Consider the following 25,368-nt stretch of genomic DNA (forward strand, 5'->3'; position numbering starts at 1 on the left):
AATGGATCGATGAGTGAAAAAAACAATACAGCAGTTCAAGAAAGTATCCCTCCTATGGGGATACGAATGATTGCTCGAGAATTTAAAAAAGATAAGATCGCTATTTTTTCATTAGGTTTGCTAGTGGTTTTATTATTAGTGATTTTTATCGGTGCGATGCTGACCGATCAGGATAAAGTGATGTATGTTAGTATTTTTGACAAATATGCTGCCCCAGGAGCAGTTTCGACACAAGGACAAAAGTTCATTCTGGGAGCAGATGAAGGCGGACGTGATGTATTAGGTCAATTGATCATAGGTGCTAGAAACTCTGTTACGATCGGATTTGCGATCACGATCCTTACTTCGATCATCGGGGTTGGATTAGGGATCATCTCTGGCTACTACGGAGGGATCATTGACAATATCTTGATGCGAATCGTTGATTTTATCATGATTCTACCGATCATGTTGATCATCATCGTCTTCGTATCGATTATTTCCAGATACAATGTCTGGTCCTTTATTTTCATCATGAGTGCATTTTATTGGGTAGCTAAAGCCCGGTTATTCCGAAGCAAGACATTATCTGAAGCAAGAAGAGATTATGTCAGTGCCTCAAAAACAATGGGAACAAGTGATTTTAAAATCATGTTCCGCGAAATCATGCCGAATCTAAGTTCATTGATCATTACGAACTTGACAATGAACTTTGCGGCAAACATCGGTATCGAGACAACTTTGACTTTCTTAGGTTTCGGTTTGCCGGCAAATGTACCTAGTTTAGGTACACTGATCGGTTATGCAAGTAATGGAGAAGTCTTAGTGAATCGGCAATGGATCTGGTTACCCGCATCAATCCTCATTTTAGTTTTGATGTTGAGTATCAATTATGTTGGACAGGCATTCAAGCGTTCTGCAGATGCACGCCAACGGTTAGGCTAGTTATAGAAGCGAAGGGGGAAATAGGAATGAAGAAAACGATTTTTGGATTTGCAACGCTGATGTCTGCTGTCGTTCTTGCAGCATGCGGGGGCGGAGGTACAGATACTTCTGGAAATAACTCTGGAGGCAACAGCAATAACAAAGAGGAATTAACTTTTCCAATCGCAACAAAAAACAATGATGATGCAATCGAAGACGGTGAATTAGAAGCTGCGGTCGCAACGGACAGTCAGTTCAAAGGATTGTTCCAGTGGGAGTTTTATCAAGATTCATATGATGCAGCGTTTATGGCACCCTCTCACGAACCATTGTTTGCAAACGATGATGATTTTAGAATCACAGATGACGGAGCTGCAACACTTGATCTAGACGAAGATACGAAAAAAGCGACAATCAAAGTAAAAGACAATGTTAAATGGTCAGATGGTGAAGATGTAACGGCGGACGATGTGATTTTCCCTTACGAAATCATTGGGAATAAAGATTACACTGGTATTCGTTATGACGACACTTTCCGTAACATCGTAGGTATGGAAGAATATCATGATGGAAGTGCCGATACGATCTCTGGAATCAAAAAGATAGACGACAAAACAGTTGAAATCGAATATAAAGAAGTAAATCCAAGCATGCTTCAATCGGGTGGCGGTATCTGGACATATGCAGCACCGAAACATACGTTAGAAGGTGTAGCAATCAAAGACATGGAATCAAGCGATCAAGTACGTAAAAATCCAGTGACTTTCGGCCCTTATTACATGAGTAATATTGTTGCAGGAGAATCAGTAGAGTACTTACCAAACGAGCACTACTGGAACGGTACGCCTAAATTGAAAAAGATCACGATGAAATCTGTACCGATGGCTAGTGCAACTGAAGCATTGAACTCTAAGCTATATGACATGATTTTCCAAATGCCAACAGATACTTATGATACGTATAAAGAAATTGCTGGCTATACAAACTTAGGACGTGAACAAACTTCTTATACTTATCTAGGATTCAAGTTAGGTAAATGGAATTCAGATACAAAGAGTGTGGAATACAATCCAGATTCAAAAATGGCTGATAAATCATTACGTCAAGCCATGGGCTATGCATTAGATAACAATGCAGTAGGTGAACGTTTCTATGCAGGTTTGAGAAGCAATGCGACTTCATTGATCCCACCAGTATTCCAGTCATATCACGATGATGAAATGAAAGGATTCACACAAGATTTAGACAAAGCGAAAAAACTATTGGATGATGCCGGCTACAAAGATGTGGACGACGATGGTTTAAGAGAAGACAAAGATGGAAACAAATTAACCATCAACTTTGCTTCGATGTCCGGTGGAGAAACAGCGCAACCATTGGCAGATTACTATATCCAACAATGGAAAGAAATCGGTTTGGATGTCCAATACACAACAGGTCGTCTGATTGAATTCAACTCCTTCTACGATAAATTAGAAAACGATGATCCTGAAATCGATGTTTACCAAGCTGCTTGGAATACAGGAACTGATCCAAATCCAAGTGGACTATGGGGACCAAATGCAGCATTCAACTACACTCGTTATGAATCAGAAGAAAATACAAAATTGATCAACGATATCAGTTCAAGCAAAGCATTTGATGAAGACTATTTGAAAGAAGCCTATCAAAAATGGCAACAATATGCGTTTGAAGAAGCATTTGCGATTCCAACGTTGTTCCGTAACGAAGTATTGCCAGTCAACGACCGTGTCAAAGACTGGGATTGGTCCTATGATGTACCAAACCCATGGGCAAATGTTTCTGTTACAGCAGATTCACGTTCATAATCAAAAAAAAATGACCGAAAAAGGACGATGTCCTTTTTCGGTTTTTTTGTTCATCGTTATTTTTATATAGCAAATAAAAATAAATATAGTTTTTTAAAATTTTATTTTAAAAACACGTTGAACATAAATGTGTTATTATATATAATTTAAATAGATTTTAAAGAAGAAAATTGTATAAAATATTTGTTATTTAATTTAAGTTGAATAAAAAATATTGTTATTTTAAATTGATGGGAATCTTTCGCGTAGTTAATAAAAGAGAAGGTTCACACTTATCTCTTTTTAAAATAAAAAAAGGGGGACCGAACGACTGTCGCCTTGTTGCTTGTTCAAGTATGTTTCAATAGTCACTCGTGAGACACTTTAGGCACTCAAAAAAGGGAGCGGATACAAAATGAAGAGAAATGTGAAAAAGATGATAGCAAGTTCATGTACACTTATTGCCTTGAGCAGCTGGATCGCACCAATCAATGCCGTTAGTGCGGCTGATCCAGCCGCTTCTTTCTTCTAAACGATGAAAAAAATCTATCGCTTCTTTTTTCTATTCACAGTCACCAGTTTTTTATATGCTATTTCTTTTGCTGGAACCGAAATGATCAAATCAGCGATTCCAGAAATCCATTCATCGATCATCATCGAAGCAGCGAGTGGTGAAGAAAATCAGCAGGAAATGTACCAGACGATTGCGAAATATGCTAGAGAAAAGCAATTGGATCTCCATAAGATCCTCTTTCGAATCGGCAAAGATGGGGAAACGTATAAAGATATCTATACGTTTGGTAAAGAAGGGTATTCGACCTATAGCTTTTCCCCTATAGCATCCGATTATCCTATCAATTTTTATGATTCTTCGAAACTATCTACTGAAGAAGTACTTGGCGGTTATATGATCACAGAGGAACCGCCTGCCAATATGATCGAAGAATTTTACGATATGGGGATGGAAATAACGATTGAAAGGGCACAATGGCCGCTTTATCTAGCTTCAGGTTTGCTATTAAGTATCGGTCAATTGTTCTGTATGCTTTTCTTGTGCTTATTCTTAGCTCTATTATTCTATAAGTCCTCTATGAGAAAGAAAGTCGGGATTCTCGAAACACTTGGACGAAGCAAAGCAAAACTAGTGTGTAAAGATAGTTTGATAGATGCGGCCATCTTCACGGTTATTTTAGCTGGCTTTGCATGGTTTTATCCCTATCTGCACTTTCTTTATCCCCAGATTCTGTTATGGGGGATCGTTGGAATCATCATCATGCACATATCAAGCAGCTGGGTGATTTATTCATGGGGATCGATCGCCGATAAAATAAAGGGACATAAACCGTATAGATGGCTGTTCTACACGAATCACCTTATCAAGGCCGCCTTGCTTGTATTTATCGTAGTAAGCGGGAATATGATCTTGTCTAGTATGGATGAGAACAAACAACTAGAACAACAATTAGCTTATTGGAATGACATTCCTGATTATTATCACTTGAGATTTAGTAATATCACGACCAAATTACCAGATAATTCTAGAAATTTTACGAGAGAAGAAAGAAAAAAAGAAGCGAAAAGGATCAATCAGGACATGCTTCCTTTATTAGAACGAGCAGAACAATCAGGTGGGATCCTTTTGAGGGATAATGAATTTGGCCATACGAGTGACGTTCTTACCTACATTCAAAATGATGCTTATTGGTTAGTCAACCATAATGCCGTACACGAATTGAAAGTCAAAGATATACACGGAAAACCAATCTATCCATTAGAAGATGCCTTCTTCTATGTGTTGATTCCAGAAAATAAAAAGCAATACACGGATCTGATCGTTAAAATGGCAGAAGATGAAATCACTTTTTACCAGAATTCCTTCGAGTATGAACAAGACGAGTATCAGGGGGAATTAAAGGTGATCTATACCCAATCGAATCAAATTATCTTTAATTATAATTTTGATTTACTTGAGAATATCTTTTCTTTCAATCCGATCATTGTGTCCATTTCTTTGCCTTTGATCCAACCTAATATAGAGATATGGATAAGTGAGGTATCGAACGGCTCCTATTTGTTTCGAAATGGTCGAGAAGTTCAAGTGTTTATTGAAGAGAATGGCATTGAAGATGATTTTTACGGCCTAACATCTGTGAAAGACAGAATCAGCGAAGTAATTGCAAAAGCGCGTTCAGAATTTTACACAGCGCTAGTCGTCTTCTTACTGATTCTTATCAGTTTTATTGCTATTGAACTATATGCGAGCATGATTTATGCAGAAGTAAATAAGAAAAAATCATTTTTAGCGTACATTACTGGTAAACCGCTGTTCCAGCGTCACAAAACTTACTATTTCATGACGGCGGGGATATCTTCAGGTGTTTTAGGGATCTTACTGATATGGCAGAAGGACTTATGGCCGATTGCACTGGCTGTATTCAGCTTTGAGCTGTTTTTGCTGCTCCCAACGACTTATCTATCTGAGAAAAAGCAACGGCTGGAGGTGATCAAAAATGATTGATGTTAGAAAAATCACAAAAAAATACAAAGAGAAAACGATTTTTGAACACCTTTCTTTTTCTGTGCCCGCGGGTTCTATGCTTGCCATCACAGGAGAAAGTGGGATAGGTAAAACGACTTTATTGAATTGTTTAGGCCAGCTGGAAACGATAAATGAAGGGGAAATCTTGATCAATGGCCAAAAAATCAGCCGAAAAAACAGAAAAACATTTTTTCGGGAACAAGCTGGTTTTTTATTTCAAAACTATGCACTGATCGACAACGAAACAGTGAAGCAAAACTTGACCTTGGTCTCAAAAGATGAGCAGAAAATCAAAGAATCCCTCGAAAAATTTCAGGTAGACCATTTGATAGACAAAAAAATATTTCTCTTAAGCGGAGGAGAACAGCAGCGAGTTGCTCTTGCTCGTTTATTTTTGAAAGAACCAAAGATCATCTTTGCAGATGAGCCAACAGCCTCTCTTGATCAAAAGAACAAAGGAATCGTCCTTCAAGCATTACAAGAACTGAATGCAAAAGGAGCTACGGTCCTTGTGGTCACCCATGATCCAACATTGGCAGCAGAATTTGATCATGTGTTGGACATGAATGAATGGAAGAAATCAATCCAATAAACCTTATTTATGTGTTCATTCTGTTGGTTTTGTTTGATAGTTTACAAGTGATTGGACTGTTTTTTTCAATCGTTTTATTGAAAAGTCATCAGCCAAAGATTCACCCACGATGGATAAAATGGTGTGTGTTCATTTTGCTCCTTTTTCAAGTGTTACTAACGGTGATTCTTCTATTGAGCATTCATGTTTCAGAGGTTCAGCTAGGACCCGTTCAAGAAGTCATTGAAAACATACGAGAATAAGGGATTGTACAAAAAAAGGAATGTGACAATAGTCGTGTCACATCCTTTTTTTGTATGAACAGTGTTCAATCAGCTATTCCACGGTATTCGTTCAAGAAACGGCAAAATATGAGAAGCTGTCTTTCTGTTTATTTCTCTAATACTCCGAACTAAACGGCTTTTTCACAACCTCTCGTCAATCACTAGGATTATTAAAGCTTTACTTACCTTTTACCCGAACCATTTCAAATTTAACAAAAAACCAGTATAATAAGGAAGTATCGAAAAAATATCCATAAAAGGAATGTGGAAAATGGACAACCAGCTGACAAAAGAACTAAAAGAAAATTATAACATCGTTTTTCACGATCTAAATTTGCTTGAACAAGCTTTTACCCATTCATCCTATGTGAATGAGCATCGCAATCTGCAATTATCGGATAATGAACGACTTGAATTTTTAGGAGATGCCGTTTTAGAATTGATGGTTTCTCAGTATTTATTCCGTTTATATCCTCATTTGCCAGAAGGAAAATTGACAAAAACACGAGCAGCGATCGTTCGCGAAGACAGCTTATCGAAATTTGCCAAAGAATGTCACTTTGATCAATATGTTCTGTTGGGCAAGGGAGAAGAGAATTCAGGAGGACGTACGCGACCAGCATTGCTTTGCGACCTATTCGAAGCTTTTTTAGGCGCGTTATATCTTGACCAAGGATTCGACACGACCCATGCGTTCATCGAAAAAGTGATTTTTCCTAAAGTCAAAGCAGGTGCTTTTTCACATGAGATGGATCATAAAACAAAATTGCAAGAAGTCTTGCAAAAATCAGGTGATGTATCGATCGAATACCGATTGATCAATGAAGAAGGTCCAGCTCATGAACGAGTATTTTGGATCGAAGTTTACGTAGATGATCAATTGATTGGCACTGGACAAGGAAAATCGAAAAAATTAGCAGAACAAGCTGCGGCGGAAAATGCATTGGCAGCACTGTAAAAGTAAGTGAGGGAAAGCTTTGTATTTGAAACGAATTGAAATAGCCGGTTTTAAATCATTTGCAGACAAGACAGTCATTGATTTTGAAAACAGCGTCACAGCAGTGGTTGGACCAAATGGCAGCGGAAAAAGCAATATTACAGAAGCTATCCGCTGGGTATTAGGAGAACAATCTGCTAAAAGTTTGCGAGGCGGAAAAATGCCGGATATCATCTTTGCCGGTTCCGATACCCGTAAGCAGCTGAATATTGCAGAAGTCACAGTGATTTTAGACAATAGTGATCATTATCTGCCATTGGAGTACAATGAGATCAGTGTAACCCGCCGTTATCGACGGACTGGGGAAAGCGAGTTTTTCATCAATAAACAAAGCTGCAGATTAAAAGATATCCAAGAATTGTTCTTAGATTCTGGATTAGGAAAAGAATCATTCTCGATCATTTCTCAAGGAAAAGTAGAAGCGATTTTCAGTAGTAAACCGGAAGACCGTCGTGGGATCTTTGAAGAAGCAGCTGGTGTGTTGAAATACAAGCAGCGGAAAAAGAAAGCAGAACAAAAGCTTTTTGAAACAGAAGACAACCTCAGCCGCGTCCAAGACATCATCCATGAATTGGAAGAACAGTTAACTCCTTTGGCCGCCCAGAGTGAGGCAGCAAAGGAGTTTTTACGGCTAAAAGAAACACTGACTCAAACCGATGTTTCTTTGATGGTTGCTGAAATCAAGACAGCAAAAAAAGATTGGGACAACAAACAAGCACAGCTTGCGAAATTCAATCTAGAATTAGGCAAACTATCTGAGTCGATCCAAGAACAAGAATCCATTTTGGCGAAGCAGCGTAAAGAAAATGCGCAAGCCGACCGTCTGATCGAAAAAAATCAGCAAGTATTATTAGATCTTTCGGAAAAACTGAAGCAGACAGAAGGACAAAAAGATGTTTTGCAGGAGCGGACAAAGCATACACAAAAAAGCTCGCAAGAATATCAAACTTCATTAGCAGAAGCACAAAAAAAGGTTAAACATTTTGAAAAGCTTCAAGAAAGCTTGATGAAAGAAGCAGCAGAAAAAGAAACAGAGATCCAAAAAGCTGAAGCAAATCTCATAAAAACACAGCAAGAATTAGAAAAATACCAAAAATCAACGAAAGAATTATTGGCAGAACTAAGAGATCAATATGTTGATTTGATGCAAGAACAAGCAGCTGTAGGAAACGAACTGAAGTATCTGGAACGTCAATATGTACAAGAAACAGCAAAAAGCAAGCAGACGTTAGCCAAGCAATCGGAAGTAGAAGCATCAGTAGATCGATTGATCTTACAAAAAGAAGAATTGACACAAAAGCAGGCGCAGCTAAAATCATCTTTAACTGAAACAAAAGAGAAGTTAGAACTGATCCAACGAAACGGGAAAAAGTTCCAAGAAGCATTAGCAAAAGAACAGCCTAAAATGTATCAATTGATGAATCAAGTCCAGCAGCTGCGTGCTCGTCAGAAAAGCCTTCAAGAAATCCAAGAAAACTATTTTGGTTTTTACCAAGGCGTTCGATTGGTCTTGCAGCATAAACAGCAGCTTTCCGGTATTGTCGGAGCAGTGGCTGAACTGATCGACGTCCCTGCAGATTTCACGTTAGCCATTGAAACAGCTTTAGGTGGAGCAGCTCAACATGTCATCGTTGAAAATGAAAAAGATGCTCGGCAAGCCATCACGTATTTGAAACAGCAAAGAGGAGGAAGAGCAACATTCCTTCCGCTGACGACAATCAAACCAAGACAGTTACCAGCTCATATATTGACACAAGCAGCAGCTATAGAAGGGTTTATAGGGATTGCCAGTGAACAAGTTGCTTATCCTGATCAAATCCAAACAGTGGTTCAAAACCTGTTAGGAACGATCCTTTTAGCAAAAGACTTAACTAGTGCTAATGCGATCGCGCAAACGATCCGCTATCAATACCGAGTGGTTTCCTTAGAAGGCGACGTGATGAATGCCGGAGGATCCATGACAGGTGGAGCGAACAAACGAGGAAACCAAGGCAGTTTGTTTGTACAAAACCAAGAATTGAAACAGTTGACTAGTGAATTCGAAGAAGCAGATAAACAACTTCAAGTGCAAGAAAAGAAAGTTCAGGAGCTGCAGCAAGAAACAGCTCGTTTAGCCGAAGAACAAGAAGTTTTGCGTACACGAGGCGAACAATTACGTTTCGAAGAACAAGAAGCGACAAATCAGTTGCAAAACATCATAAACGAACTTGAACGTTTTGAAAAAGAAAAGCAAATCTCAACTTTTGAGACACGTGAGCTACAGCAGTTTATCGAAGATTACGAAAAACAAACGAACGAGTTGAAAGACAAACAAACAGATCTTGAAACGCAACGTCAACAAATCGACGAAGAGATCAAATCTTTAAGTCAAGAAAGTGACCAGATGGAAGCAAGAAGAGCACAAGTGCAAAGTCAAAAAGCACAAGAACAAGCAGATCTTGCTGTCTTGAAAGAGCAGTTTAATCATCTGCAGATCCAGCTCCGCGGTGCCCGAGTCCAAAAAGCAGAGGCAATCGAACGTCAAGAAGCGATAGAAAAACAGTTGGCGACATTGACAGCAGACTTTTCTGATCATGAAGTCACAGAAGAAAGTTTGGAAAAACAAATTAACGAATTATCTGCTCAGCGAGAAACATTGAAAGCCGAGTTGGCAAAAGCCAAGGAGCAGCGAGATAGAAGGCAAAGGGAGATCGATGAGCTTGAAGCAGTCTTGGCAGAGCGTAATCGTGAGCAAAAAGCACGACTGTCGGAACAATCCAAATTAGAAGTCCAAAAAGACCGAGCTGAAATGATTTTAGATAATCATTTGACCTATCTGCAGTCAGAATATCAGCTGACATTTGAGAAAGCTTCCCACGACTATCAAGAAACAACCGATATCGAAGACAGCAGAATAAAGGTTGCCTCCTTAAAAGAACAAATTGAAAAGCTAGGGCCAGTAAACTTAAATTCAATCGAACAATACGAACAAGTCAGTGAAAGACATACCTTCTTAGCGACACAGCGAGATGATCTGTTAGCAGCGAAAAACCAGTTGTTTGAAACGATGGATGAGATGGATGATGAAGTGCGGACAAGATTCAAAGAAGTATTTGAAGCTATCCGTCAAGAATTCAAAATTGTCTTTCCAAATATGTTTGGCGGCGGTAAAGCTGAATTAGTATTGACAGAACCAACGGATCTGCTGAAAACAGGTATTGAGATTGAAGTACAACCTCCTGGCAAGAAACTGCAAAGTTTAAGTTTGCTTTCCGGAGGAGAACGAGCACTTACAGCCATTGCGCTGCTCTTTTCTATTATCCGTGTCTGTCCTGTTCCGTTTTGTATCTTAGATGAGGTAGAAGCAGCGTTAGATGAAGCAAATGTGAAACGTTTTGGTCGTTACTTAAGCGACTTCCAAGATGACACACAATTTATCGTAGTCACACACCGCAAAGGAACGATGGTCGCAGCAGATGTACTGTACGGAGTGACGATGCAGGAATCCGGTGTATCAAAAATCGTTTCTGTACGGATGGAAGATATCAATGAAGAGGCGAAAATCAACGAAACGAAAGTGTAGGAACGAAAATGATCAAATTAGTAGCAATCGATTTGGATGGTACATTATTAAATGAACAAAAGCTGATTTCAGATGAGAATAAACAAGCATTAGCACAAGCAAAACAGCAAGGGGTCAAGATCGTTCTATGTACAGGACGCCCCTTAGCTGCGATGGCGCATTATCTGCAAGAATTAGGGCTGGTAGATGAGGGTGATTACAGCATCACTTTCAACGGCGGTTTGGTACAAAAAAACGATACTGGTGAAATCATGGAAAAGAAAGTGATGGAAGTATCAGATATCCAACGCTTATACAAATTGGCTCAGCAATTGGATCTGCCACTAGATGTTTTGTCTGACAATGTGGTTTTACAGCTGCCTAGTGCCCCAAGAAAGCAATCCTTGTACAATGTGTTGAATAAGCTGCTGCAATTCCAACCAGCGGATATAAGCGATATTACAGATGAATTTGTGCTTAATAAGGCAGTAATCGCTTATGACCAAGAAGAATTAGATCCTAAAATCAAAGAAATACCAGCAGAATTCCATGAAATGTATGAGATCATCAAAACGAGAAGTATGCTTTTGGAATTTATGCCAAAAGGTGTCACAAAAGCTTATGGTATTTCTTTATTGGCAAAAGATCTTGGTTTGAAACAAGAAGAAATCATGGCAATCGGTGATGAAGAAAATGATTTACCGATGATCCAATACGCTGGTCTAGGCGTAGCGATGGAGAATGCTGTGCCTTTCGTCAAAGAAGCAGCAGATTTTGTGACAGCCAGCAATGAAGAAAATGGCGTAGCCAAAGTGATCCAAAAATTTGTATTAGAGTAGGGGGGAGTCAAATGGGATTTTTTGATAAAATCAAGCGTGCTTTTACTGGCGAAGAGAAAACGGAAGAAGTTGAAGTACAGGAGAAGTACGACAAGGGTTTAGAAAAGACGCGTAAAACATTTGGTGAACGGATGAATGAGCTGTTTGCCAATTTTCGAACAGTCGATGAAGACTTTTTTGAAGAATTAGAAGAAACACTTATCGGGGCAGATGTAGGTTTTGAAACAGCGATACGAATCACCGAAGCGTTACGTCAAGAAGTGAAACTCAGAAATGCGAAAAAATCGGCAGAAGTCCAAAATGCGATCATCGAGAAACTTGTGGATCTCTATGAAGCGGAAGGAATCAATGAAGTAAATGAACTAAATATCCAAGAAGACGGACTAACAGTTATTTTGTTTGTCGGCGTCAATGGTGTAGGGAAAACAACAAGTATTGGTAAACTTGCCCATCAGTTCAAAAACGAAGGTAAAAAAGTATTGATGGCAGCAGCAGATACCTTCCGTGCTGGAGCAATCGACCAATTAGTTGTCTGGGGCGAACGCGCTGGTGTTGAAGTTGTTCGTGGCAATGCAGGCGGCGATCCAGCAGCTGTCGTATTCGATGCTTTGGAAAGAGCAAAGACAGAGCAGGCAGATGTTTTACTAGTTGATACTGCAGGCCGACTGCAAAATAAAGTGAACTTGATGAACGAATTAGAAAAAATAAAACGAGTAATCCAGCGGGAATTACCAGAAGCACCCCAAGAAACACTACTTGTATTAGATGCAACAACTGGTCAAAACGCGATGGTTCAAGCAAAACAATTTAAAGAAACAACAGATGTGACCGGTCTTGTTTTGACAAAATTAGATGGTACAGCAAAAGGCGGTATCGTACTTGCTATCCGTAATGAATTGCATTTACCAGTGAAATTGGTCGGGTTGGGTGAAGGAATCGATGACTTGGAGCCGTTTGATCCAAACGATTTTGTCGTTGGTTTATTCAAAGGATTACTAAAAGAAGAATAACCCATGTCTAAAAAGCAGGAGCTGTGACCAAAGTTGCAGCTCCTTGTTTGAATGATTGTTTTTAACATAGCTGTGTTTTTGATGCCTTCATTTTTATACTTATTTGTAAGCGGTTCTCAAACAATTTCGTTCTTTTTCTTATACTTTTTGATTATAATTAGATTCATATGAATTGGAGGTCACTTAATGATGAATTTTAAGCAATTATTATTGCATGACAATGCGCGCCCTTTTATCGACCAAGCTCGATTTGGTATAGAACGAGAAGGACAGCGGGTTGATCTTGCAGGAAATCTAGCAAAAACCGATCATCCAGCAATCTTTGGCGATCGTTCCTATCACCCCTATATCCAAACAGATTTTAGCGAAACACAAACAGAGATGATCACCCCTGTTACCGATTCTATTCCCGAATTATTTCAGTATCTGGCTGCTGTTTATGATGTGACTGCTCGTTCTATACCGAAAGAAGAGATGATCTGGCCATTAAGTATGCCACCTGCCTTACCGGAAAAAGACGAAGAAATCATTATTGCAAAATTAAAAAATTTCGAAGATGTCTTGTATCGACGTTATTTAGCAAAAGAATACGGGAAGCGAAAACAGATGGTAAGCGGCATCCATTTCAATTTTGAATTTGGTGACGAATTGTTAAGAACATTGTTCAGCCATCAGGAAGAATTTCAGGATTTTTCTGAATTCAAAACAGAACTTTATTTGAAAACAGCGAGAAATTTTTTACGCTATCGCTGGATGATCACTTATTTGTTTGGTGCTTCACCGATGAGTGAGAAAAACTATTTTATAAATGAATCGCATCCGCAAGAACCTGTTCGCAGTATTCGAAACAGTGCGCTAGGCTACACGAATCATCCAAATGTGAAAGTTTCCTATGCTTCCATGAAACAGTATTTAGCAGATATTGAGCGAATGATCGAAGAAGGAAAACTTTCGGAGGAGAAAGAATTTTATACACCGCTTCGTTTCCGAGGCGGAAAGAAAGTCGCAGATCTGGCAAAAACAGGGGTTCGTTATATTGAATTGCGGAATATCGATCTGAACCCTTACGCAAGGCTGGGAATCAATCCGGAACAAGTTCGTTTCTTACAATTATTCCTGATGTACATGCTATGGACAGAAGAAAAAGAAGACAGTGACCAATGGGTGGCAGAAGGTACGACTCGAAATAACAAAGTAGCACTAGAACAACCATCACATCAGACTGAATTTCATCAAGAAGGTAAAGAAATCCTTGAAGGGATGAAGCAAATGCTGGTTGAATTGGATTGGTTGGATTCTCTTTATTTAGTGGAGGAAGCATTGACTCAAATGGATCATCCCGAACAAACGTTAGCAGCGAAACTCTATCAAGAAGCACAGCTATCGAGTCAGCAAGAAGTTGCTGTGGCATTGGGGCATCAATATTATAAAGAAAGTCATGAACGTCCCTATCAGTTGGCCGGTTTTCGCGAAATGGAACTTTCTACTCAGATATTTATGTTCGATGCCATCCAAAAAGGTGTCCAAGTCAAAGTATTAGATGAGTCGGATCAATTTTTGCGTCTGCAATACCAAGACCATGTAGAATATGTGAAAAATGCAAACATGACAAGTAAGGACAGCTATATCGTTCCACTTATCATGGAAAACAAAACAGTAACGAAAAAAGTTTTAAAAGAAACTGGGTTCCGAGTACCAGGAGGCGCAGAATTTTCATCCATGGAAGAAGCCGTAAAAGCTTATCCAAGATTTGCCGATCAGGCCTTTGTGATCAAACCTAAGTCCACAAATTACGGGTTAGGTATCACGATTTTCAAGGAAGGGGCTGATCTGGAGGATTATCAAGCAGGATTGGCGATTGCTTTTCGTGAAGACAGCTCGGTTTTAGTAGAAGAATTTATGCCGGGAACGGAATATCGTTTCTTTGTAATTGATGGAGAAGTCCAAGCCATCATGTTGCGAGTCCCTGCTAATGTTATTGGTGACGGTATCCGAACAGTGAAAGAACTTGTTGAAGAAAAAAATAGTGACCCTTTGCGTGGAACGAATCATCGTGCACCGTTGGAATTGATCCAATTAGGCGAATTAGAACAATTGATGTTGAAAGAACAAGGGTTAACGATCGAATCAGTTCCCCAAGCCAATCAAATTGTTTATCTAAGGGAGAACTCAAATATCAGTACGGGCGGTGATTCGATCGATATGACGGATGAATTTTCTGAAGCTTACAAAAAAATCGCCGTTTCTGCGGTAGAAGCACTAGGAGCTAAAATCAGTGGTATTGATTTGATCATACCAGATAAAGAAATCGATCCTACAACCGATAAAAAAGCATACGGGATCATCGAAGCAAATTTCAATCCAGCGATGCATATGCATGTTTATCCTTTTGCAGGAAAAGGCAGAAGATTGACGATGAATGTATTGAAATTGTTATATCCTGAAATATTTTAAACGAAAAAGCTTTTGACAGATTGTCCTATTTGATGTCAATCTGTTCAAAAGCTTTTTTGCATGTAAAAATTTATGTGTTTTTTCGTTTTAAAATAAACGATTCCAGAAGCTTTTTTTCTTTTTTGGTTTTTCTTTTTCAGCTGGCGAAGAGTTTTCTTCTGGGTATTTTTTTTCGATATCGATCACAGGTTCATTTACTGCTTCTTTTGCTGTTAAGAGCAATCCGAATTCCTCAGGATTTGCAGTGACGTGATCGTTGACTACAGTGAAACGGCTATTGTTTTTCGTTGCTAGCTGGATATATTGGTTTTGGACAGAAAGGGGTAGAGCCCCATTCAAGAGTATGGAAGCATCTGGATGTTTTTTGAGTTCTTTTAAAAAGTTTTCTTTGTTTTTCGGTTGGATCATTTCAGCAACAGTCATACTAAGATAGCAACGTTCCCTGAATGTTCCTAAATATTTATGCTGTTCTTCAGGGTTCACTAAAGGTGTACCATAAAGTCCCTTATCCAAATGGCTTTTTACATCATCTTGTGCCATAAAAAATACCCTCCTTCTTCTCTTTGTCTTTCTTACGATTATAGCATATTCCCAATAATACCTAAAACATATGAAAAAGCGGTTGCTTTTGTTCAACGATTCACTTAAAATAAGAATGAAAATCATTCTCAATTAGAAAGGTGGATTGGATGCGCTACGGACGACTAGTAGCATTATTAGTTATTTTAAGTAGTATTTCATTGTTCATCGGAGTATCGAATGTACAATTGTCAGAACTGCTCCAGTTAGATGGGCAAAGCTTACAAATCTTGCTAGCGACTCGTTTGCCACGAACGATTTGTTTGATCCTTGTGGGAGCGACCAGTAGTATTTGTGGGTTGATTATGCAACATTTGACCCAAAATAAATTTGTTTCACCGACGACTGCGGGCACGATGGATAGTGCGCGTTTAGGTATTTTAGTGGCCATGATTTTCCTACCTGGTGCATCCTTGATCGTCCGATCCTTGACTGCATTTTGCTTTGCTTTCGCAGGAACATTGCTTTTTTTATCCCTTACGCGATTGTTCCCCCAGAAAAATCAATTGATGCTTCCGTTGATTGGGGTCATGTTAGGGAATATCATTGGTTCAGTTGCTACTTTTTTTGCTTATCAATTCCAGTTGGTACAAAATATGACTTCGTGGCTTCAAGGGAATTTTGCGACTGTGATACGAGGAAATTATGAGTTATTGTATGCTGTTGTTCCATTGTTGTTCTTGGTTTGGCTATTTGCTTACCGATTTACGATCATTGGTCTGGGCGAATCGTTTGCAGTAAATTTGGGAATAGATTACCAGAAGATGCAGCTTTTAGGTATTGGCTTGGTTTCATTGGCTAGTGCAGTCATGTTGATCATGGTAGGAAGCATTCCTTTTATCGGAGTGATCATTCCGAATCTTGTCTCTAAAATATATGGAGATCAAGTGCACAAAACCATTGGCGTAACTGCTTTAGCAGGTAGTTTGTTCTTAGTATTTTGCGATCTTGTCGCTCGTGTGTTGATTTTTCCTTATGAAATACCAGTCAGTGTGATCGTTGGAATCATCGGTGGGGCTATCTTCCTTTATCTTCTGATAAGGGGGCGACGATATGCTTAAAAAGCCGTCTATTTTTATTGGTATGCTTGTTCTAGTTCTATTTGTTACAGGAGTGTACTTGACGATCCATACATATGGAAACTGGCATTTTGCGTGGGCATTGAGGAGTAAGAAAATTTTTGCATTTATCCTTGTCTCGCTAGCTGTCAGCAGTGCTACGATCAGCTTTCAGACAATTACGCATAACCAGTTTTTGACTCCTTCCGTATTGGGACTTGAGTCGTTATATGTCCTTGTCCAAACGGTCCTTTTCTTCTTTATCGGAGGAGTGACGATGCTTCAGCAGACAGGTACAGGTTTTTTCTTATTGAACGTTGGGCTGATGGTCGGGTTGAGTCTGTTGTTATTTTTCTTTCTTTTGAAAAAAATGAAAGCAAATCTTTTTTTGTTACTGATGTCAGGGATGATTTTAGGCACGCTTTTTGGTAGTGTCAGTACCTTTTTACAAGTCATCATGGATCCGAATGAATATGATTTGCTTCAAGGGAGATTATTTGCAAGTTTTGGCAATATCCAAAGCCAGTATCTTTTGCCTGCTTCTTTGATCATTATCGGCTGCTGGTACCTGTTATTTCGATATCGACATGTGCTAGACGTTTTCCATCTCGGAAATGAACAAGCAGTAAACCTCGGGATAGACACAAATCGTTTTGAATTTTTGATTTTATGTTGTGTCAGTCTTTTGACAGGGACATCAACGGCTCTTGTGGGTCCAGTTACTTTTTTAGGGTTTATTGTCGCAAATGTCAGTTACCGTGTATTTTCTACTTATCGTCATGGTCAGCTATTTATCGGAAGCTTTCTGGTAGCTATGCTGTTTCTGACAGGCGGACAGCTCGCAGTAGAGCAGATTTTCGGCTGGAATACAACAGTGAGTGTCGTTGTTGAATTTGTCGGAGGAATTTATTTTGTCACAAAATTGATTCGCGAAAGGAAGAGTATCTTATGATCGATTTACAAAAGGTCAATAAACTGTACCATGGAAAATCAGTGGTCAAAGATGTACAGTTAACGATTCCTGAAAAGAAGTTGACTGCTTTTATCGGTCCAAATGGTGCTGGAAAGTCAACGGTGTTGTCGATGATCAGTCGTTTGATACCAAAAGATACAGGTGAAATCTATTTAGACCATAACGAAGTAAAGGCTTGGAAATCCAATGAATTAGCCAAAAAATTATCGATCCTACGACAATCGAATGAAATAAATGTCCAAATTACTGTGAAAGAATTAGTAGAATTTGGACGATTTCCTTATACGAAAGGAAAATTGACGACAAAAGATCAAAAAATCGTTCAGGAATCACTGGAACACCTCGGGTTAGAAGAAATAGCAGATCAATCGATTGACACTCTTTCAGGAGGTCAACTCCAACGTGCGTATATTGCAATGGTACTAGCGCAAGACACGGATTATATTTTACTGGATGAACCTTTGAACAATCTAGATATGAATTTTGCTGTTCAAATCATGCAGATCTTAAAAAAGTTAGTACAAGAAATTGGGAAAACAATCGTTATCGTTCTTCATGATATCAACTTTGCTGCAAGTTATGCAGATGAGATCGTTGCAATGAAAGAGGGGCAGTTATTTACGCAAGGAACGACCCAAGAAATGATAAAAAAAGATGTATTGGATGAATTGTACGAAATGGACATACGGATTTGTGAGATTGAAGGCCGCAGATTCTGTCTTTATTTCTAAAACTAACATTAGGAGAGAAGAGATGAAAAAATTAGTAGTAGGTATCTTGATTCTAGTATCATTTGGTTTAGCAGCATGTGGAAATAGTAACAACACCAGTCAGGCAGATACAAAGAAAAGTACGCAAGCTGAAACAGCATTAACGATAAAAGACAGTAATGGCGATCAAATCGAGGTGCCAAAGAATCCTGAAAAAGTCGTCGTATTCGACAATGGTTCTTTAGATACGATGGATGCTCTTGGTGTTGGAGATAAGGTAGTTGGAGCAGCTACGAGCAGCCTTCCTGAGTATCTTTCCTCCTATAAAAAAGTGGAATCAGCAGGTGGGATCAAAGAACCAGACTTAGAAAAAATCAATCAGCTTCAGCCAGATCTGATCATCATTTCTGGCCGGCAAAGAGATTTTCAAAAAGATCTAAGTCAAATCGCTCCGACTATTTTCCTTTCTTTAGATGCGAAAAAGCCATGGGAATCTTTCCAGCAAAATATCACTACTTTAGGGGAAATCTTTGGCAAGCAAGAAGAAGCCAAAACTCAATTAGAGGAATTATCCAATGCAATCGATCAGACGAAAAAGAAAGCAGAAGCGTCTGATAAAAAAGCACTAGTCACACTTGTGAATGAAGGGCAATTGTCAGCCTACGGATCAGGTTCTAGATTTGGTTTCATCCATGATTTATTTGGCTTTGAACAAACGGATGATCAAATCGAAGCATCCACTCACGGTCAAAGTGTTTCTTATGAATATGTGCTAGAAAAAAATCCGGATATCTTATTTGTGGTAGACCGAACAAAAGCTATTGGTGGAGACGACAGCAAAGATGATATTTCTGCCAATGAACTGGTAGCACAAACGAATGCTGGTAAAAATCAGCAGATCATCTCCCTTGAACCAGATGTTTGGTATTTAAGCGGGGGCGGTTTAGAGTCAATGAAACTGATGATCGAAGATGTGGATCAAGCATTTAAGTAGAATCAAAAATAATCGAAGAAATTGAACCGACCGCTAAAAGTTAGATTTTCCAGCTAACTTTTAGCGGTAGGTTTTTATGTGTTTGGGAAATCTTTTTTCTTTAATACACAGGTTAAAGCGCTAATTTCACAACCTTTATTCACGCATGTGTCTCAGCAAGCGGCTGATAGTTGATGATCTGCATTTTTCGATAAAAATCGGCAGGAAGCTTACTCCAACGTTTTAATAATTGATAGAAATAACTTTCTTCTGCTTTGATCTTATACTCGCTTAATATCAATCCAAAACTATTCGTTTGTTTTGCAGCTAATTTTTTATAGATATCCAATGCTTTTGTTTTATCTTCATTGACAAAAAGTGTTTTTACTTCAATATAAGAACCCTCGATGTTTTGTGTTTCTTCGATAAAATAGATACTTTTTATATATTCTTTCATAGTGATTCCTCCAAAGAAGTCTTTTTATTTGATAAGTTTACTTTACCGAAGAGTTGTTAATAATCCGTGAACAAAAAGTTATTCTTTTTCCAATAGTTATTAAGAGATGTTTATTTTTTAGAATATACTTTGTTATTTAAGGAATGGATAAGGTTGGACAAATAACAGGTTGCTTTTTGGAGCCTGCTTCGCTATAGTAGAGAAAAAATAACGAAAGAAGCGGATTTAGATGGGAGAAGAAATTAAAACAGACCTTGTACTGGCAGAAAATCAATGGATAGAAACAGAACGACTTATTTTACGACCCGTCACTTTAGCAGATACAGAGGATGTATATGAATATGCAAGTGATGAGGTAACGACACGGTTCCTCTTTCCCGCAAACCAATCATTAGCAGAAACAAGAGCAACTATTGCTACATCCTTTATAAAGGACCCTTTAGGAAAATATGGTATAGAACTAAAAAAATCAGGTAAACTGATCGGAACGACAGATATCCGTGTGAATGACCATAACGGGACTGCCGAAATCGGGTATGCGCTCAATTCTGCCTATTGGGGAAATGGCTATATGCCTGAAGCTACCGCTGCTTTGCTGAAACTAGGTTTCAAAAAATTAGATCTTGTAAGGATCTTTGCTACCCATGACGTGAGAAATTCCAATTCGGGACGGGTAATGGAGAAGTTACATATGAAAAAAGAAGGATTGATCCCAGATGCTGAGCGAAGAAATGGCGAAGTGGTTTCTTTAGTGATAAGAGGAATCACAAAATCCGAATGGTTGGCTCTCCAACAAACAGGAAACAGCTAAAACCAGACAAATTAGTTGCATCTGATGAATAAAGTGATTATTCTATGACGTGAGGTGATACAGATGAAATTAGAAGTGACAAAAGAAGCACAAGAAGTATTGAAAAATAAATTAGAAGCAGATGATCAACTTTTATTAGATATCGAAAACGGCGACGGTCCATTTGCAGAAAGCCAAGTCAGTTGCCAATTAGACACGGCATTTCGATTGATCATTGTTAAAAAAGATACACAAACAGATCTAAGTCTTTATTCTGTAGTGGCTGATACACCAGTTGGACCAATCAAAATCAAAGACAGTGCAATACTTTACATGGATGATCCATCAACACTTGCTTTAGAACCAACTTACAATAGTTTACAATTAAAAGGACCAAGCGGTTTGAGAAAAGGCAACTTGCAAGTTGTTCGAAAAGACTAGAGGGATAAAATGGGAAAATTGGCGATCATCAGCGACTTACATGTGGACATCAATAAATTCGGCGAATCAGAGCTGATGCAGCTTTGGCAAGTTTTGCAAAAGCACAAGATCACTCGGCTTCATCTAGCCGGAGATACGGCCAATAAAGTAGATCGTTGCCTAGCTGTTGTCGAATTTTTCGTCAATAAAGGATTATCTACGACCTTTCATTTCGGCAATCACGAGTTGGCAGATGTGCCCAATGAACAGATGATGGACCATTTTCCAGACCCACATTTTTTAAATGAACGGTATATTGCTTTAAATGAGCAGACCGTTCTTTTAGGAATGAATGGCTGGTACGACTATCAGTTTTCCGAATTGAAAGATTACGATGCAATCGTACGAATGAAACGTTTGTATTGGTATGATCGGTTCATCCAGCGTGGGAAAACAGATCTCGAGGTCAATGCAGAAATGCTTGCAGCTGCAAAAAATTTGCTAGACCAGTTGGAAGCAAAAAAGCTTGAGGTCATCTTATCCACTCATTTCGTCCCTAAACGAGCATTTATCGTGTATCAATCTGCTCCTTATGAGCGTTGGAACAAATTAAATGCGTTTTTAGGATCAGAATCATTCGGGAAATTACTAGACCATTACTCAAATATCAAGCAAGTAGTTTTTGGTCATACGCATCGGCGGTTCGAAGATCAGTTGATCCATGGAGCAATTTATAGTTGTCGACCATTCGGTTATTATTATGAATGGCAACTGACTCGTGATTTTGTTTTGAAAGAACAGTTGTTAGACAGCTATGATCCTATGAAATTACGTGTACTCTTGCGTGCCCATCATCCAGCTTTCCAGCACTATCAAACACAACATTTGCAAGAGGAATTTGAACAAGCGATGACGATCATTTCATATTGAGACAGCATTAGCGATGTGTAAAAGAAAATCCCTGTTAAATATAAGGATAAGTAAGAGCAGTAGATCCATTTATCGTGGATCTGCTGCTTTTTTGCTGTGGAGAATAGTTAGCGAATGTTTATTTGATCAATTGGTTCATAACATAGGGAGTACTAGATGCAAGCGTTTATTCTTTTTTTATCTGATACTGTCAAAAAATAATATAATATGTATTTTTTATTTACTTATAATAACTATTGATTGCAGTCTTGACAGTCAAGTCATATTTTGATGGATGGGGGTGTGAGACGTACAAATGATTTTAAAGACTATGACAGCTATAGTTCTAATTTTAATTGCATCAAGCGGCAATAGAAAAATAAGAATCAAAACGGACTGATGATCACCTAACAACTAATCGACATATATGAGCAGACACGGGACGATATTCTTCTCTCTCATAAGTTCCGTAAAGCAAACATGTGCTATGGATCGATTGTATATTTATTAAAAAAAGAAAGAGGAATGGCAATGATGAAAAAAGAAACTATATTAGTAGCAACGATGTTATTCAGTATGGCAGTAAGTGCGACTTTTGTCTCTGCAGCTGAAGTATACCCAAAGGAATATAACACAGACGGAACGATCACATTTGAAGCAGGAGATGAGGGAATAACTCCTCCAGTTGATCCGGAAGATCCTGATCCCAACGTCCCTGTCGATCCAGTAGACCCTCCAAGTCCTGGAACAGGAGGAGCATTATCGATTGATTATGGATCAAAATTCAAATTTGGGACTCAAAAAATTTCTACTGCAGATAAAACGTATTATGCATCTGCTGATGAAATGACTGATGGTTCTAAAAAACCGACATATGTCCAAGTGACAGATAAAAGAGGAACACTATCTGGGTGGAAATTAAGTGTAGCACAACCAGAACAATTTAAAACTGCCAGTGGGGACGAACTAGTTGGAGCACAGCTGAAGTTTACGAAAGGACAGGCTGTTTCTTTGGTTGATCCAACATATACACCTGAAACGGTTAATTCTGAATTAACGCTGACACCAGGAGGAAATAATACGTTAGCAATCAATGCTAAATCAGGAACAGGTGTGGGGACTTGGGTCTATCGATTTGGTGCGAATGAAAATGAAAATAAAGATGCGGTACAGCTTTCGGTACCTGGTACATCGGTCAAGTTAGCACAACAATATTCTACTAAATTAGTTTGGACATTAGAAGATACACCCAATAACTAGTTTACTTGCAAGAACAATTGAAAATAAGCATGCAGTCAAACGGTTTTGTGAAGACAATCTAAACAAAGGTTGGTAAAGGCCAAGCTATATTAGTTTGGACAGGAACAGTTCATCTGGGAATTCAACGATCAGGAGGAAAAGATATAGTGAAAAAGAGAAGGATCGCGCTCATTTTAAGCAGTCTATTAGCGACTAATATCTTTCCGATTATAGGGTATTCTTTGGAATCGAATCAGTTGGTGAATGATAATAGAAGAGTCGAAGAAAGCAAAGAGGCTTCGACACTCGATCGTTTAACAGAATCCAGCCAGATCCAAGAAAGCAGTGAGAATTCAAGTACTACTGACAGTAAAGAGACCACTGACAAAGAAGAATCTGAAGAGTTAATCAAACAGCCATTGGAGAATGCCCCGACTTATCGAGTGGGGCTGCCTAATGATCCCAATATTATTTCTATTGATAAGATTTTTCAACAACCTATCGGTACCAGCACGTCCATATTGGAAAACGGGAAGCTATTGCAATTGAATCCAGCAGAGAGGTCTCAAAGAGGAGCTATTTGGTCAAACAATAAAATCGATTTACGCTCAGATTTTACATTTAAATGTTATTTATATTTAGGAAATCAACGAGATAAAGCAGGAGATGGTATGACTTTTACATTGACTGGTGATTCTAGAATGGCTAATGATCCCAGTCAAGTTATCGGTTCCCCAGGTATGGGAATTGGTTCTTATTCGACTCGATCAGGACAGCCTTATGTCGCAAATGCACTCTCGATTGAGTTCGACACATATAAAAATAGTGGCTCTTCTGATCGAATGGATCGTGAAATAACTGCCGATAATAAGGGACATGGACATGTCGCCTTTGTCACTCCTAAACAAAATAACAACAATTATTCCGGAGAGCATACTGGCGTAACAGTAGCACCTACCTTTCTCTCTGATGGTACATGGCGTACATTAATCATTCAATGGGACGCGTCTCAAAGAAGTCTCACCTATGATCTGGAAGGTGTCGGTCGCTCTTCTCACATTGTACCTGATCTCATCAGTCAATTCGGTTCTACAGAAGTAAATTGGGGATTTACTTCTTCAACAGGTACATTTTTTCAAGAAAACGCTATCGCGATGACGCAACTTCCATCTAATGTGTCATCATCAGCTGATGTAAAAGTCAATGATAGTGATTATGGGGCCATCGCTGAAGTTGAAAGAAACGATAAGATAACTATCAGAAATACATTGAAAGTTACTGGGAATTTTCTTGAAGATAAGAAATTGGAGACTAGTATAGACCTACCACAAGAATTAAATATTCCTGAGCGTATCTTGATCAACGGAAATCAAGTTGATGCCAAAGATATCCTGATAACAGGAAACCGAGTCACACTCAATCTAGGAGATTATTTTGTTCTTGGAGATACATTGATTATTGAGTTGGAAACAGACTTGCAAGAAGTCATTCCCGAAAAGGTACTGACTATGCACTTTGAATATCTTGAGAATGCAAAGTTAATTGAGCAGTCAAATGATATAAGTCTGACGATTGCGAAGCTGAAGGAAATAGATGTCCATGTTTATTATAAAGAGAAAGAGAGTCAAAATGAACTCGCAGAAATGAAAACAATCACTGGAAAAATCGGAGAGAGTTATAAAGAAGTTCCTATTGATATTGAGGGATATGTTTTTGACTCTGATTCAGCGAATACAGAAGGTGTCTTTTCCGAAAATACAGCGGATATCTATTTTTATTACAGAAAAGGAAAGCTTTATCTTTCAGCGGCTCCTCAGTATGTAGATTTTGGGCAACATAAAATATCCAATAAACCATTAAGTGTATTTGGGCAATTTTCAGGTGGATTGAAAATCATGGATGAACGGGCTTCTGGAGGTTGGATATTACAATTGAAACAAGAAAAAGTTCTTACAAATGGAACGTTTGAACTCCCGGAAGCTCTTTCGTTTGTTACTTCTGAAGAGACAACGGTTATAGGGTCATCTGCTGTTACGATTTTTGAAAGTGACCAAAAAGGCGAAAGTGATTTGTCTGCTATTTTAGATTCTACATCTCAACATGGAATCAGAATAGATATTCCTGTAGAAAATCAAAGGATTGGAACATTTGAGGGGAAACTATCCTGGATTCTTGCAGATGTTCCAGAAAATTAATAAAAAGAGAAGATGAGAACAAAAGCATGGATCACCAAGGACAACAGGAACCATAAATACTTATTTCCTGCACAGCTTAAAATGGCAGAGACACGCTTTTGTTCCCATCTTTTCTTACA

The 25,368-nt window shown here is 38.7% G+C and carries 20 protein-coding genes; 18 read left to right on the forward strand and 2 right to left on the reverse strand.

The genetic code is table 11. The features are described from left to right. Window positions 1-9: 9 nt before the first annotated feature. The 9 genes from RWU19_RS09620 to gshAB all read left to right on the forward strand — a co-directional run bounded on the left by RWU19_RS09620 (window position 10) and on the right by gshAB (window position 14,946). Window positions 10-924, forward strand: coding sequence for an ABC transporter permease (locus tag RWU19_RS09620; RefSeq protein WP_002290475.1), 915 nt, complete (start codon window positions 10-12; stop codon window positions 922-924). Window positions 925-950: 26 nt separating this feature from the next. Continuing rightward, the gene (locus tag RWU19_RS09625; RefSeq protein WP_002315512.1) at window positions 951-2,732 is read left to right on the forward strand and encodes an oligopeptide ABC transporter substrate-binding protein; all 1,782 of its coding nucleotides are present in this window, start codon (window positions 951-953) and stop codon (window positions 2,730-2,732) included. A 514-nt stretch (window positions 2,733-3,246) separates the two neighbouring features. Beyond that, entirely contained in the window at window positions 3,247-5,229 is a 1,983-nt protein-coding gene (locus RWU19_RS09630; RefSeq protein ID WP_123837515.1) for a DUF1430 domain-containing protein, read from the forward strand. After that, complete coding sequence (locus RWU19_RS09635) at window positions 5,222-5,842, forward strand: ABC transporter ATP-binding protein (RefSeq protein WP_086323409.1); 621 nt, start codon at window positions 5,222-5,224, stop codon at window positions 5,840-5,842. Before RWU19_RS09630 ends, RWU19_RS09635 begins: the two co-directional genes overlap by 8 nt. Before the next feature lie 534 nt (window positions 5,843-6,376). Further along, the gene (gene rnc, locus RWU19_RS09640) at window positions 6,377-7,063 is read left to right on the forward strand and encodes a ribonuclease III (protein WP_002287896.1); all 687 of its coding nucleotides are present in this window, start codon (window positions 6,377-6,379) and stop codon (window positions 7,061-7,063) included. Window positions 7,064-7,082: 19 nt separating this feature from the next. After that, window positions 7,083-10,664 carry a chromosome segregation protein SMC gene (gene smc / locus RWU19_RS09645; protein ID WP_123837517.1) on the forward strand — a complete coding sequence of 1,194 codons (3,582 nt, stop codon included), beginning with the start codon at window positions 7,083-7,085 and terminating at the stop codon, window positions 10,662-10,664. 8 nt (window positions 10,665-10,672) lie between these two features. Next, window positions 10,673-11,482, forward strand: a complete 810-nt coding sequence (locus RWU19_RS09650) for a Cof-type HAD-IIB family hydrolase (protein WP_002287898.1) — start codon at window positions 10,673-10,675, stop codon at window positions 11,480-11,482. Between the two features lie 11 nt (window positions 11,483-11,493). After that, a complete protein-coding gene (gene ftsY, locus RWU19_RS09655) occupies window positions 11,494-12,492 on the forward strand; it encodes a signal recognition particle-docking protein FtsY (protein ID WP_002287900.1) in 999 nt (332 codons plus the stop codon). A 186-nt stretch (window positions 12,493-12,678) separates the two neighbouring features. Continuing rightward, on the forward strand, window positions 12,679-14,946 hold the full coding sequence (gene gshAB / locus RWU19_RS09660) for a bifunctional glutamate--cysteine ligase GshA/glutathione synthetase GshB (RefSeq protein ID WP_123837518.1): 2,268 nt from the start codon (window positions 12,679-12,681) through the stop codon (window positions 14,944-14,946). Between the two features lie 87 nt (window positions 14,947-15,033). Here gshAB and RWU19_RS09665 read toward each other — a convergent pair whose 3' ends face one another. Continuing rightward, the gene (locus RWU19_RS09665) at window positions 15,034-15,486 is read right to left on the reverse strand and encodes a YueI family protein (protein WP_002290483.1); all 453 of its coding nucleotides are present in this window, start codon (window positions 15,484-15,486) and stop codon (window positions 15,034-15,036) included. Between the two features lie 149 nt (window positions 15,487-15,635). On the opposite strand from RWU19_RS09665, the gene RWU19_RS09670 reads away from it, so the two are divergent. Genes RWU19_RS09670 through RWU19_RS09685 form a run of 4 tightly spaced genes read left to right on the forward strand, consistent with a single transcriptional unit; the run spans window position 15,636 to window position 19,260 of the window. Next, on the forward strand, window positions 15,636-16,586 hold the full coding sequence (locus RWU19_RS09670; RefSeq protein WP_123837519.1) for an ABC transporter permease: 951 nt from the start codon (window positions 15,636-15,638) through the stop codon (window positions 16,584-16,586). Next, window positions 16,579-17,535: an iron chelate uptake ABC transporter family permease subunit gene (locus RWU19_RS09675; protein WP_024635731.1), complete on the forward strand. Its 957-nt coding sequence runs from the start codon at window positions 16,579-16,581 to the stop codon at window positions 17,533-17,535. Before RWU19_RS09670 ends, RWU19_RS09675 begins: the two co-directional genes overlap by 8 nt. Then, the gene (locus RWU19_RS09680) at window positions 17,532-18,287 is read left to right on the forward strand and encodes an ABC transporter ATP-binding protein (RefSeq protein ID WP_002372520.1); all 756 of its coding nucleotides are present in this window, start codon (window positions 17,532-17,534) and stop codon (window positions 18,285-18,287) included. The genes RWU19_RS09675 and RWU19_RS09680 overlap by 4 nt, the downstream gene beginning before the upstream one ends. Before the next feature lie 22 nt (window positions 18,288-18,309). Continuing rightward, complete coding sequence (locus RWU19_RS09685) at window positions 18,310-19,260, forward strand: siderophore ABC transporter substrate-binding protein (protein ID WP_316002460.1); 951 nt, start codon at window positions 18,310-18,312, stop codon at window positions 19,258-19,260. Between the two features lie 139 nt (window positions 19,261-19,399). Here RWU19_RS09685 and RWU19_RS09690 read toward each other — a convergent pair whose 3' ends face one another. Beyond that, complete coding sequence (locus RWU19_RS09690) at window positions 19,400-19,696, reverse strand: hypothetical protein (RefSeq protein WP_002290488.1); 297 nt, start codon at window positions 19,694-19,696, stop codon at window positions 19,400-19,402. A gap of 229 nt (window positions 19,697-19,925) precedes the next feature. Here RWU19_RS09690 and RWU19_RS09695 point away from each other — a divergent pair, with 229 nt between their 5' ends. The 5 genes from RWU19_RS09695 (at window position 19,926) to RWU19_RS09715 (ending at window position 25,249) form a co-directional block, all read left to right on the forward strand. Next, window positions 19,926-20,507, forward strand: coding sequence for a GNAT family N-acetyltransferase (locus tag RWU19_RS09695; RefSeq protein ID WP_123837521.1), 582 nt, complete (start codon window positions 19,926-19,928; stop codon window positions 20,505-20,507). A 63-nt stretch (window positions 20,508-20,570) separates the two neighbouring features. Next, complete coding sequence (locus RWU19_RS09700; RefSeq protein ID WP_002287910.1) at window positions 20,571-20,927, forward strand: iron-sulfur cluster biosynthesis family protein; 357 nt, start codon at window positions 20,571-20,573, stop codon at window positions 20,925-20,927. Between the two features lie 9 nt (window positions 20,928-20,936). Then, on the forward strand, window positions 20,937-21,836 hold the full coding sequence (locus tag RWU19_RS09705) for a metallophosphoesterase (RefSeq protein WP_002315525.1): 900 nt from the start codon (window positions 20,937-20,939) through the stop codon (window positions 21,834-21,836). 513 nt (window positions 21,837-22,349) lie between these two features. Further along, window positions 22,350-23,075: a WxL domain-containing protein gene (locus RWU19_RS09710; protein ID WP_025477444.1), complete on the forward strand. Its 726-nt coding sequence runs from the start codon at window positions 22,350-22,352 to the stop codon at window positions 23,073-23,075. A gap of 146 nt (window positions 23,076-23,221) precedes the next feature. After that, window positions 23,222-25,249 carry a lectin-like domain-containing protein gene (locus RWU19_RS09715; RefSeq protein WP_123837522.1) on the forward strand — a complete coding sequence of 676 codons (2,028 nt, stop codon included), beginning with the start codon at window positions 23,222-23,224 and terminating at the stop codon, window positions 25,247-25,249. The last annotated feature ends 119 nt before the right edge of the window (window positions 25,250-25,368 follow it).

This window comes from Enterococcus sp. 2STP (assembly GCF_032465635.1).
GTDB lineage: Bacteria > Bacillota > Bacilli > Lactobacillales > Enterococcaceae > Enterococcus_B > Enterococcus_B lactis.